Annotated in this window: 10 protein-coding genes and 1 pseudogene; 3 read left to right on the top strand and 8 right to left on the bottom strand. The window is 41.1% G+C overall.

Annotated elements, in window-relative coordinates:
- Positions 1-8: 8 nt before the first annotated feature.
- Positions 9-674, bottom strand: coding sequence for a GntR family transcriptional regulator (locus tag BET10_RS13065; RefSeq protein ID WP_070986023.1), 666 nt, complete (start codon positions 672-674; stop codon positions 9-11).
- Between the two features lie 180 nt (positions 675-854).
- The gene (locus tag BET10_RS13060; RefSeq protein ID WP_170829157.1) at positions 855-1,271 is read right to left on the bottom strand and encodes a diacylglycerol kinase; all 417 of its coding nucleotides are present in this window, start codon (positions 1,269-1,271) and stop codon (positions 855-857) included.
- Positions 1,272-1,562: 291 nt separating this feature from the next.
- Here BET10_RS13060 and BET10_RS13055 point away from each other — a divergent pair, with 291 nt between their 5' ends.
- A complete protein-coding gene (locus BET10_RS13055) occupies positions 1,563-2,321 on the top strand; it encodes a substrate-binding periplasmic protein (protein WP_240503699.1) in 759 nt (252 codons plus the stop codon).
- Between the two features lie 70 nt (positions 2,322-2,391).
- On the opposite strand, the gene BET10_RS13050 is transcribed toward BET10_RS13055, so the two are convergent.
- On the bottom strand, positions 2,392-2,601 hold the full coding sequence (locus tag BET10_RS13050) for a cold-shock protein (RefSeq protein ID WP_070986022.1): 210 nt from the start codon (positions 2,599-2,601) through the stop codon (positions 2,392-2,394).
- Positions 2,602-3,092: 491 nt separating this feature from the next.
- Between BET10_RS13050 and BET10_RS13045 the strand changes: the two genes are divergently transcribed.
- Positions 3,093-4,169, top strand: coding sequence for a PAS domain-containing protein (locus BET10_RS13045; RefSeq protein WP_070986021.1), 1,077 nt, complete (start codon positions 3,093-3,095; stop codon positions 4,167-4,169).
- Positions 4,170-4,455: 286 nt separating this feature from the next.
- On the opposite strand, the pseudogene BET10_RS13040 reads toward BET10_RS13045, so the two are convergent.
- Both BET10_RS13040 and BET10_RS13035 read right to left on the bottom strand, forming a co-directional pair.
- A pseudogene (locus BET10_RS13040) lies at positions 4,456-5,283 on the bottom strand (toll/interleukin-1 receptor domain-containing protein).
- Between the two features lie 286 nt (positions 5,284-5,569).
- Positions 5,570-9,553: a hybrid sensor histidine kinase/response regulator gene (locus tag BET10_RS13035; RefSeq protein ID WP_070986019.1), complete on the bottom strand. Its 3,984-nt coding sequence runs from the start codon at positions 9,551-9,553 to the stop codon at positions 5,570-5,572.
- A gap of 83 nt (positions 9,554-9,636) precedes the next feature.
- Here BET10_RS13035 and BET10_RS13030 point away from each other — a divergent pair, with 83 nt between their 5' ends.
- Complete coding sequence (locus BET10_RS13030; RefSeq protein ID WP_070986018.1) at positions 9,637-10,716, top strand: response regulator; 1,080 nt, start codon at positions 9,637-9,639, stop codon at positions 10,714-10,716.
- Positions 10,717-10,946: 230 nt separating this feature from the next.
- Here BET10_RS13030 and BET10_RS13025 read toward each other — a convergent pair whose 3' ends face one another.
- From BET10_RS13025 to BET10_RS13015, 3 genes are all read right to left on the bottom strand, one after another.
- Entirely contained in the window at positions 10,947-11,807 is an 861-nt protein-coding gene (locus tag BET10_RS13025; protein WP_070986017.1) for an ATP-grasp domain-containing protein, read from the bottom strand.
- Positions 11,808-11,921: 114 nt separating this feature from the next.
- Positions 11,922-12,491: an elongation factor P-like protein EfpL gene (gene efpL, locus BET10_RS13020; protein ID WP_070986016.1), complete on the bottom strand. Its 570-nt coding sequence runs from the start codon at positions 12,489-12,491 to the stop codon at positions 11,922-11,924.
- A gap of 100 nt (positions 12,492-12,591) precedes the next feature.
- The gene (locus BET10_RS13015; protein ID WP_070986015.1) at positions 12,592-12,750 is read right to left on the bottom strand and encodes a YqaE/Pmp3 family membrane protein; all 159 of its coding nucleotides are present in this window, start codon (positions 12,748-12,750) and stop codon (positions 12,592-12,594) included.
- Between the last annotated feature and the right edge of the window lie 161 nt (positions 12,751-12,911).

Below are 12,911 nucleotides of genomic sequence, written 5' to 3'. Positions count from 1 at the left end.
GTTCTCTCTTATAAGCTGTTTTGAAGCTTAGCTTCGATATTATTTTTTGAATATGTGATATGTCGACGCATCAGCATTTCCGCTAATTCCGGATCACGATTGCTGATGGCTTGTACGATATGCTTATGTTCGTCAAAAGCACTGGTGACTCTTGGACCTGCCATACCTAATTGCACGCGATACATGCGCACTAGATGGTATAAACCATTCACTAACATAGAGATCAGGTGGCTGTTTTTACTGCCTAAAATGATTCGATAGTGAAAGTCCAAGTCGCCCGCTTCTTGGTAATAAAGCTCTGCGCTTTTCACTTCATGTGATTGGCTATTGAGTAATGCGTTCAGGTCAGCTACCTCTTCTGCACTCATGTGCAAGGCTGCTAAGCGCGCAGCCATCCCCTCAAGCGCTTCTCTTACCTGATAAAGCTCAGCCAAACCTTCGGGACTAAGTGATACAACACGCGCACCGACATTAGCCCTACGTTCAACAATATTACACGCTTCTAAACGATTGATAGCCTCACGCACCACAGCACGGCTCACTTGGTATTTTGTCGACAATTCGGTCTCACTCAGCTTAGACCCTGATGGGATCACCCCCTCAACAATCTCCTTGCGAAGACGAAAGAAGGCTTTATCCGAGGATGTTACGGCTTGCTCTTGAAAAAACTCCATCTTAGCCCACATATACTGAGTGATAAAAAGTTGTAGACAATATAGTGCCACTTTACGTTAACGTCAACCTAGAAACCAATAGATTGTCGACAATTTAACTTATAACCTATATAAATATGATGAATGATAATCACAATATTGAGCATAAGTCTGAAACCACATAACGCTATACAGCCGCCATTATGTCACCCAAAAGTTGCTATAAATACAACTACCCCAAACACACAGAAACACGATTATTGATACCAAAACCCCCGCTGAGCCTAAGTCTTTTGCCAAGCCTGATAAGGGATGTATCTCAAAACTAACACGGTCGATAGTTGCCTCAATGGCGGTATTGATGATCTCGGCAAACATCACAAATAACGTAGCGCATAACATAGCAACCTTTTCGTACAAGCCGATTTCAAGACTAAAAATAACCACTAAAGTGACGGCGAGTAGCGCCACTTCTTGGCGAAACGCAGACTCATTGCGGACCAACCATTTCAGTCCACGCATTGAATGTTTAAATGCAAAATATATACGTTTAAGTCCACGCGGTTTATGGCGAGTGTCAAATTCCAGCAAGGTCTTCCTCCGATATTCTGTAAGCATTTTATGTACCGTACCCACAAAATGTTGCAAAATTACTGACTCTTCACTCATTTATTTAGCGAACTGATTCCTACTTTATTTCACCGAAAAGCTGAGCTACAGGTAAAGGAGGTGAACCTATTCGCACATCATGAATTGATTAAAAGTCCTATGTAGCCTAATTATGAGAAGGTGAAGCGAGCAAAAACCTTTTAAAGAGTGGTAACTTATCAAGTTTTTGCATGAACTAACTCGCGCTGTTTCTAAACTTATTTGCTACACTTATAGTATACATATAATTTGGGTACTGCCGTGGTTGTAAATAAACGCCTTTACAGTTTGTTGCTTATGTCCCTGTTATGGTCTGGCTTATGTCTAAGCAGTGACTGCATAGCAGCGACTTTACCGCATTTAACCGTCGTAACCGAACTTTCGCCACCTAACCAGACTTATGATAATGGCGTTGTAGGCGGCACCAGTACCGAGTTGGTAAAGCAAATAGTGAGCAAAGCAAGCCTAGATGCGGATTACCACCTTTATCCATGGGCAAGAGCCTTTAAGGTCGCCAGTGAACGCAAAAACACTTTGATATACAGCATGGCCAAAACACCGTTAAGAGAGCAAAACTTTCATTGGATTGGTCCCGTGGCTAGGTTTGAACTGGGGTTTGTTACCAACAGTTATCGCCAAGACGTTAAGATTGAAGCGTTAGAAGATGCAAAGAAGTATAGGCTTGCCGTACAACGTGGAGATATCGCTGCAGAAAAGCTTGAGCAGTTTGGTTTCGATTATGTACTCACCGCAGATATCGAGCGTTCATACCAACTTCTCGTCACAAATAAAGTAGATTTAGTGTTAGATGACCCTCGATATATCCAACCTATGACAGACGCGCTTAACTTGCCAAAAGATCATTTCCGTTTTGTATTCAGTGTGCCGAACCTATCGGTAAGTGGGTATTTAGCCGCCAATATTGATACCTCAGATGAAGTAATAAACAAGCTACGTTTAGCATTTGAAGACGTAAAAAGAACCGAATTATATAAGCTTGTTCTGTCTGGTTATCATTAGCCGCCATTTGACTTTATTTCAGACACAAAAAAAGCAAGCCTTAGCTTGCTTTTTTTTACAGCACGAATGCTTAGATAACAGTGATGTTCTCTGCTTGAGGGCCTTTTTGACCTGTAGCAAGAGTAAACTCAACACGTTGGCCTTCAGCAAGAGTACGGAAACCGTCGCCTTTGATTGCGCTGAAATGAGCAAAAACGTCAGGGCCATTCTCTTGTGCAATGAAACCAAAACCTTTTGACTCGTTGAACCACTTAACTGTGCCAGTTACTGTATTAGACATATCTAGATATCCTGATTTAAAAATTTAACTATGCCCATCTGGGCGCATAGAGCAAAAATTAGACGGTACTTAAAAACTTCAGGACGGTACTACAAGTATGACTTATACAACAACGTAATGGAGATTTATAAACACTGACATATTTTTTGTCTAAGCCCAGTCTATCTAGATCAGACGCCAAGTCAATCAATTTTGCGACCAATGAAATGAAATTTCTGTGACACTCTGTTAACACAATAATTTGGTCCTATGCGTTAATAGGTAAAACGAATCAAAAATAATTTTGCAGGCAAATAAGAGACCTAACCCTCTGAGCTCTATAGAAAGCTAATGCAACAGTACACCACTCTATCAAACGCTCTAACGCAAACACCAAAATAAAAACTAATCTAAGTTAGCCTGCTAGCCGTAATGCTTATTAGCTGCTGGCTTTAAACACATTTGCACTAGCTTTAGGTTAGCTTGCACCATTCAAATAGGGGTCGTGATTCATGAGTAACAAACCATCGAATATAGAAGAAACAGCATTTTTTAGTCAGCTTATGCACAGTTGCTCTGTGCTCCAGTTACTAAAACAAGTACTCATGCATTCTCATCATGCGATTGTCATCACGACTGCCGACCATACTAAGGGCTATCCAATCGTCTATGCCAACAAGGTATTTTGTCAGCATACTGGCTATGAGTTAGCCGAGCTTGTAGGCCAATCTCCTCGCATCCTACAAGGCTCCGGCAGTAACCACAAAGTGATCGCGAAAATTACACCTGCGCTGAAACAAAGCGGTTACTTCTACGGCTCCTCGATCAACTACCGAAAAGACGGTTCTGCATATCCGGTAGAGTGGAACATTTCAGAAATTAGGAACGAAGAAGGTGAAGTCACTCACTACATATCCATGCAAAAAGATCTGACGAACCTCAAGCGTATCGCCGAACAAATCAAAGATACCAATGAACTATTTAAACGCTTTTATGCTGTGCAAGCAAAGGAAAATGAAAGCAAAATAGAACTAAACAAACAAGTCGTTGAAAAAATTAAAGAAAATGAAAAAATATATAACGGTAACTTGCGTTCAAACGACAACATTGAGCTGTTCGAAGAGGCATTTTTCGACTTTTCTCCAGGGGAGATGGGGGCATTAGGAAATAAAATGGACAAAACACCGATTAGTGCAGACCAGTTTTGGCAAGAAAGCCCCATCGCTCAAGACGACATTATTTCTCTGACCGAATCCATTCGAGATCTAGACGCCGAAATCGGTCTGACTGAAGCGCTAAACAACCAAAGAAACTACCAAGCGATTGCTAACTATATGAAAGAAGTCGCCAATTGCTTATATTTTTGTGTTGAATTCAACGATGGAGCCCTGATCATCGACGAAGTCGCTAATAAACTGGCACAACTAGATAGCACGGACGATGTGCCAACAGAGATGCTCGCAATGTTTAACAAAGATGTATCCGACTGGATTGATAGTGTTTTTGTGCTAAAAAATGCCGAAAATATCTTCTTAGGTGAAGACAACACCATCGCCGCTGGCAATCAGTTACTGGCGTTACTTAGATGATCATTAACCCTGTTAACGAAGACTCTTATGAGTTTATCCTTGCGGTTCAAAATGGATAGGCTGAATTAGTGGGGGGTTATGAATTAGTTCAGACAAAATCTGACAGGCGTATTGGCGCTTGTAAGTGGTCGTTCAAATAAAGGTGAAAATGTAAAACATAGCACCCATAGTGCAAAACTGTAAAACGTCGGATAGCCCGTCGCTTATACCAAGCTAAAATTTATATAGTACAAGCAAAGCCAACTGATTTTTGTCCGCGTTTACAACTTTGATATGTATGCTGGCCTCAAGCTAGCTCTTGATGAAAATTAAAGATCTCACCTAAGTTAAATAGCACAACTTTACCATTATCGGGCCCCACTTTTTTTGATTCCACTTTTATAGCAAAAGAAAGATTAGAATCATCCGCAACTTCAAATGACAATGAACCACCCTCTCTCCCAGTTATGATCATGCGAGCTTTAGATATCTCGGGCGTGGAGCCTAAAGCTTTAGTTACTAATTTAACAAACTCTTGAGACTTACCATCTTTTTTATATTTTAGATACTTACCTAACGCAACTTCATTTCCAACAAATTTAATTTTAGACAAGATAAAGTAATCAGAATCATCATCCTCACTGATAACATCCATATTTATTTCTACAGAGTTTTTACACGTTGATATATCAGAAGAGAATGAGGTTTTCTTATCTTCGTTCGTTATAGCTCCTGAGTACAAATTGTACATATCCCTCACAGCATCTACGATCATGTCTAAGCCAGAGTTAAAATCCTGTCTAAAATCTGCATACAGTTTACTTCTGAGAAACAAAGGTAGTTTACAATCGTCAATGACCAAGGGAAGAATTGATATTTTGTTAGGTTCCATCTCTCTTTGTAATGATGCGTGGATCTCTCTTTTTACCCAATCGGATTTCAAAGCATTTTCAGATAGGACAATACAAACAAAAGAGGCTTTCTCTTACGCATCTTTAACACAAGCGCTAATTGAATCGCCTAAACCTAGCTGCCATTTATCACGCCATACAGGTATATTGCGCTCCATTAAAGCAAGCCCTAATTTTTCTACAAAATCTTCATCATTATGATTGTAACTAATAAATACCGACATAACTTACCCCGTTCTGACACAAATGCTTAATTAGCACATATAGCAGCTTACTCTGTCCCTCTTTGGTGGTTCATAACACACCAAAACGGCTTATATTGCATGCTTTAATAATTCCACCAATAATTTCCATTGTAAACAGGTGGTTAACAAACGGCAAGATCAGAGTGCTTGTATAAAAGCATGACGTTATCTTTATCAACGACGGCTCTTCATTATTCATTCTTGTCATTCAAAAAACACACAAGCTTACTCATTTAAATTTTAAGTCTAGGCAGGAACTGTAAGACTAACCCGACCTTAACTCCAATAAGATGTCTTTCGCCTTTTCAAATTCAAAGTCATTGATAGTAGTACGAACCAACTCTAGCTGTTCTTTAGAAACAACGTCTTGCTCTGATAGCTTATCGACTAATTCAATTGCCTGTACATCGCTATTCTCTACCAACTCCAGGAGCTCAGTAAACAGCTTATCTAACTGTGCTTTTGGCATAGTCGCTTTACTGCTGTTCGTCGACTCTGATTGCTGTACTTTATCCTGATGATTTTCCAGTTCCTCATGTACGGCGCGCAGATACTCTATCACTTCATGCAATTGCCCAACATCGACTTTACCAGATGTTTTGATTTGCTCTTCAAACGAGGCTCCTTGCTCCGATAGATAATTTGCCGATAGGTTAGCCGCTGAGCCTTTGAGTGAATGCGCGATGCGTGAAGCATGCTCAGAGTCTCCAATGATCAATGCTTGCTCTAGATTGATCAGTTCCTCAATTTGCGTATGAATAAATTTACCGAGAATATTCCAATAGGCTTTCTCATTGCCACCGATCCGCTCTAGCCCTTCATCAATATCGATGCCATCAAGTTCAAAGTTGTCCTCAACACTGACTTTATCTGGCGCTTTTGGAGCTGGTTTTCCATCTGCTTTTTTAGCCTGTTCGCTCGCATTGAGTTGCGCAGCAATTGTAGACACCATTTTATTGAAATTTATCGGCTTACTAATATGCGCACTCATACCCGCAGACAGACAACGCTCTATATCTTCACGCATTGCATTCGCGGTCATGGCCACTATAGGTAAATCTGAAAATTGGGGTTGTGCTTTAATTTTTTTGGTTGCCGTTAAACCATCCATCACCGGCATTTGCATGTCCATAAACACCAAATCAAATTGCTCTGCCTGTTCGAGGATTTCTAGTGCTTCTTTGCCGTGATTAGCAATCGTCACATGCAAATCGAGAGACCGCAGCATTTCAGTTGCTACTTCTTGATTGGTGACATTGTCTTCAACCAACAATACTTTAGCCCCAGCAAATGATTCATTGCGACCTGAGTGCTGCTCAGATTCGACCGTTTCACGCCCTTTTATATCAAAGCAATCGACAACGCAGTCAAATACAATCGATGCATTAATTGGTTTACTGATAATACCATCCAATTTACGCGTCAGTTCTTCATCAATATCTAACTCACGGCTATGTGCTGTCACTAAAATGACTTTTGGCTTGGGTTGTAAGTTGAGATCGAAGATGCGTGATGCTAACTGGCAGCCGTCTATTTCCGGCATACTCCAGTCAGTAAAAACCAACTGATATGGCCGCCTTGCAAGTTCGTCGAGCGCTTCTTGAGCACTGGCTACTGTGTAGGTTGTAAACCCTAATCCTTTTATTAGATTCGAGATAATCTCTCTGGCGGCATCATTGTCATCCACCACTAACACTGCAGTATTTCTGATAATAGACTCAGGACACAACCATTGCTTTCTCGGCCTAGCTTGCAAACCAACCTTAACTGTAAAATAAAACTCTGAGCCAACGCCTGCCTCGCTGCTGACACCTATCTGCCCACCCATTAACTCAACCAAGTGCTTTGATATACTCAAACCTAACCCTGTGCCACCATATTTACGCGTGATAGAGCTGTCGGCCTGAGAAAAGGCTTTGAACAGTTTATCTTGCTGCTCTTGTGTCAACCCAATACCAGAGTCTTTAACGGAAAACCGCAGTATCGCTGTATCCAATGTTTGCTCTACCACATTTGCAGTAATGATCACCTCACCTTGCTCAGTGAACTTAATGGCATTGCCACAGAGGTTAATCAATATCTGCCCTAAACGCATTGAGTCGCCGATTAGATTGGTAGGGACGGTGGAAGGGATGTCTAACAGTAACTCTATACCTTTGTCCTCCGCTTTCACCGAGTTAACCACCGAGACATTATTCATGACATCATCTAGGTCAAATTTCTCGTCCACAATAGCCATTTTGCCCGATTCAATTTTAGAAAAGTCTAATACGTCGTTAATGATCCCAAGCAGGTTATTCGCTGCCATATCGATTTTTTTTATGTAGTTCATTTGCTGTTTTGATAGCTTGGTGTTGAGCACTAAATGGCTCATACCTATGATGGCATTCATTGGTGTGCGGATCTCATGGCTCATATTCGCCAAAAATTCACCTTTGGCTTTACTGGTACTGTCTGCTTTGGCTTTTGCTTCGCGAAGTTGTGCCTCCATTTCCTTACTTTGGGTAACATCAAGTAGCAAACCTACAATACCAGCAACGCGATTATCCGCATCGCTAAAAGTAGCCTCATAGACCACCATTTCCCGCAAGTTGCCGTGCACATCCTTGAGGCGCATCTCATAATTGTGACTACCGGGTTCGCTTAGTAACTTACGTTCTGACTCGTTAAAACGATTGGCAATTTCAAAACTAAAAATATTGTCGGGTCTAGCACCTATAACATCCGCTTCAAAAGTACCAACAATTTCATGAAATTGTGAGTTCACCCCCATATAGATACCTGCTCGGTTACGGTAGTACATGGGGTTGGGAATAGCATCAATGATTTTTCGGTTGAGCTCCAATTGCTCCACTAACATACGCTCAGTCTTACCTTGCAGTTCCTGATTACGCGCCAAGTGTAAGCCCACTGATAAGTCTCTGATGATGAAGTTCAGCCAATAGAACTCTCTTTCACCTATGTTATAAAAACTCCCCAGCTCCAGCAGGCCAATACAGTTTTCGGAAACACTCAGAGGAAAGTAATGTAACTCTTTGAGAAATATATGCTTACCGTGATGTTCAATGGCATATTGCTCACCTAGATTTATGGAGTACTTACTGTTCATTTTAACGGCATGAAAGTAAACCGAGTCAGAATCATGATAAGTGCTTTGCGCCCCCTGCTCATATCCTATACCCGAAACCCTGACCAATTCCCCCTCATGGCTTACGTATAAACCCACTAAAGGAATAGATAGCCTTTGACAGATAAATACAGTTATCTCATCACCAAGTTCTTGCGCGCTATTTTTACCGCGTAACGCTAAGTTAAGATCTTTAAGAATGTCACTATATTTCAGTTGTTCATTGATGTTCCCCAATAAGCGGTTCATAGCTTGAGCAAATACACCCAACTCACCTTTGTAATTTTTCTCAAGGCGGAACTCGAAATTATCACTATCCACCTGCGCGACCAATGCTTTTTGCATCCTTGAAATCGGCCAAATGTAATAGCGCCACAAGAAGTAAAACGACAGTGCGATGATGACCAGTAACACGCCTATGATGACATTTTGTACTTGCTTTGCAGCATTGAAGTAGCGCTGGTTGTCTTTAACCTGCGCTTCAAAACGAGTCAACATACTCCGCTCAACTTTGCTAAGTGTGGACATGGCATCGCTTTTTGTTGCCAAATAGGCCTCATCAAACAAAACGCTGCGCTTGTCAGCTAACATCACCTGAGCATGTTCTGATGCTGTACCACCGTTGTTCAACAGCTTTTGCATATTTTCAATTGCGCCACGTTCAATCTCAATCAACGCATTATCCATCTCTAAGGCTTGCTGTACCTGATTTAGTTCATAGCTGGTAATATCAAGTGAATGAAAGCGCTCTAGAAAAGATATGCCCAGCTCGCTGCTTTGCAACTTTGGAACCTCCACATGGCCCAGCGCGAGGTTATCCCAATAATTTAAACTATGAGCGTCAATATTGGGGGCTTTACCCGCACTCACGGCAATTGCATAATCAAACAGTTTCAACCAACGCGGCTGTGCTGTAATAATATAAGCGCGTGCAAATAAACTACGATGGTCAGAAACCTGTTTAAGCTCCTCAGTCAGCTGATTGAGTGTGGCTAATTGCTGACGAGCGACTGATTCTGATGTTTGGGTGGTATCGATATATCGTGAAACAAACATTAAGGCGATGCTGGTCACAAACATAAATCCAAATAAAACAACAAAGAGTAATCTAAGCTGTAGCATTATTTCGTTCCGCTCAATTGGCACTAATAAAAAGATAGACCTAATATTGACTCTATGTTTGTATTTAGTGTGAGGCGGCATATATGGCTGAAAAGTTCACCGTATTGCTTGTTGATGACACATCCCTAAACCTTGCATTGATGTCAGAGATATTAAAAGACGAATATCGAGTGATCGCCGCCAAAAGTGGCGAAAGCGCATTAAATATATTGAACACTAAACCTGTCGATATCGTACTACTAGACATCATCATGCCTGAAATGGATGGCTATGAAGTGATAAAAAAAATAAAAGCCACCGAAAAGCTAGCCGATATTCCCGTTATCTTTTTAACTGCCAAAAATAGTATACAGGACGAAGAGTTAGGGTTTTCACTTGGTGCGTGCGATTATATCAACAAACCAATTAGCCCACCGATTGTTCAATCTCGCATACGAACACATATCCAAATTAAACGTCATAGAGACCTGTTAAAAAACCAAAACGCGTATTTAGAATCCGAAGTACAAAAGAGAACCAAAGAACTGTCAGATGCACAAGATGCAACCATTACTGCAATGGCCTGTTTAGCTGAAACCCGCGATCAGGAAACAGGGAATCACATTAAACGAACACAGCTGTATGTAAAAGAACTGGCCACCAGATTGGCAACCTTACCAAAATACGAGCATGTGCTTACCAAAGAAGTCATTGAGCTGTTTTACAAATCGGCTCCGTTACACGACATTGGTAAAGTGGGTATTCCAGATGCCATTTTACTTAAGCAAGGCCGCCTAACAGACGTTGAATTTGAGGTTATGAAAACCCATGCTCAACTGGGATATGAAGCCATTGCTAAAGCTGAAGAGGAGCTCTCTGGTGAGATAAAGTTTTTAGAAATAGCTAAAGAGATAGCACGCTCTCACCATGAAAAATGGGATGGTAGCGGCTACCCCTTAGGGTTGTCTGGCGAAGATATTCCTCTAAGCGCAAGACTCATGGCAATTGCCGATGTGTATGATGCCCTGATAAGCAAACGAGTCTATAAAGATGCCATGCCACATGCACAAGCATTGAGCATTATCAGCGAAGGACGAGGCAGTCACTTTGACCCCGAAATACTCGATGAGTTTTTAGCAATAGAAAAGGTTTTCTATTCTATTGCTCAGCAATACGCTGATTAACCAGAATTAACCTACAGCGCTGCTACTTTTTGCATAGTTCACGGCGAGCTCGTGTAAGTAATCGTGGTATTACTTGCGAATTCAACGCAGGAATATATAAAAAGCGTAGTGATGTAGCTTATCCCTAGTTCAGGTTGATTAATCCACCCACGCTGAACACACTCAACGTCAAATCATAATGCAGGCTAAACAGTAATCTAAAACTGCTCAGGTGGTAGCCGATAAACTGTTCAGGCTTTATTCAACGCCTGTAACGCTTTTTTATAAAGCTCGATAACGGGCTCTATACTATTGGTTTCTATAAAGTTATTAAACTGAGGAGAGGCATTGAGTTCGATAATATACATCTCGTTTTTATCATCAACAATGATATCGTAGCCAACCCACCCCATCGGGAACTCGTTGTGAATAGGCGCAACAAAATCAGCTAGCTGCTTGAACAACGCCTCGTCAGTTACATGAATAGCTTGTTCGCCGCTTTCCCAATATTTTGCATTAAAAGCAGATGCTGCATTACCTCTTCGGTATGCAAATACAGGTTCGCCATAAGCACATAACAGCCGGTACTCAGCTTTCGTCGCAACAAACTGTTGTGCTAATGCTAGGTAGTCATAACTTTTTGATTGATGGTTAAAAATGGCTTTCAAGGCCGCTTCTGTCTCCAGTGCGTCCTGACACAAAAACACGTTGTCTCCTAGTGCACCTTTGTTGCGCTTAACCACGATGGGATATTCAAGCTCTTCATCAATACGCACCAGCGCTGCAGCAACACTGTTACAGTGCTTATATTCGCTGTACTTAGTCGCCACGTTAAAATCTAGAAAATCTAATGTTTTAGGTACCCGAACAATATTCTTAAGTAACTGATATGTATGACTCTTGTCCTTACAAACACAAAACGCCACTTCACTGTTAAACGGTGTTTTATTCAGTTCAAAATATTGCCAGCCTTGATCCATTTTTACGCGCACAAAGTTTTGGTCCAAGTCTATAAATTCATATTCAAAACCAACTGCATCACACGCTTGGGTGAGACATTTTATATTATTTTCCATTTGTGATTTGATCTCGTTAGTAAACAGATTGGGCATATTGAATGCGCTTTGACATACAGCGATCCAAATTGGAGGTACACATACATTGACATGCTTAAAGGTTTTATGGTGCGAGCACCCAATAACTGTGCTCGCCAATGGAGTCGTAGATTAATCTGCGCGACCCATAAACTTTTTCTCATCAGTATTGACTCGGATCTTGTCACCTGCTGAAATATGCTCAGGTACTTGAACAACTAAACCCGTTGTTAATGTTGCAGGTTTAGTGCGCGCACTGGCTGAAGCCCCTTTGATTGATGGTGACGTGTCTTCAATAACAAGCTCAACACTTGAAGGCAAATCTACAGAAACCGGGCGTCCCTCTACAATCACTGCCAGTAACCCTTTGGTATCTTCATTGATGAACAGTACTTGTTCTTCAATGGTGCTCTTGTTTAAGTTATATGGTGTGTAGTCTTCTTCATCCATAAACACATATTCATCACCGTCAATGTATGAGAACATCACTGGACGACGAACTAAATCTGCAAGTGTTAACATTTCATCTGCTTTGAATGTTTCATCAACTTTGCCGCCGTTAACAACATCGTACATGCGCATACGATATAAGCTACCACCAGCTCGACCTTGTGGCACCGAGCGCTCAATGTCTCTTACGATCATTACGCGGTTGTTGTACTCAATCGCAGCATGTTTTTTAATTTCACTGGCCTTAGGCATGACTATTTCTCTTAAAATTATTTTGGCAAAAAACTACCACGATCTTGCCACATAACCAAGCACCAAGGCCAGATAATTTGAGCTGATTAAATCACTGTGACTAACGTAAAATTAGCCATAGCGCATGTATAATCCCCGGGACAAAAAACAAAATACTTAATAGTACGTTTATAACTAAGTCTTTCCCTACCCCATTGTTTAATGCCACTGCAATCGGTGGAAAGATAATTGCTAAAATAATCAACACCAGTTTATTCATTTGCTTCTCCATGACTAAGAATATGCGGGTAAAAGCACGCGACGCCATGTCTGCTTGCCCACCCACATTAAAGGCTAATCTAAAAAACACGCTTTGCAATTTATTCTGGCAAGTTAATGAAGATAATAGATAAAAACCACCAAATTTATGCCCAATGGTTC

Source organism: Pseudoalteromonas amylolytica, assembly GCF_001854605.1.
In the GTDB taxonomy this organism is placed as follows: Bacteria; Pseudomonadota; Gammaproteobacteria; order Enterobacterales; family Alteromonadaceae; genus Pseudoalteromonas; species Pseudoalteromonas amylolytica.
The sequence above is the reverse complement of the archived record's forward strand: the minus strand, read 5'-3'. Positions and strand labels throughout refer to the sequence as shown.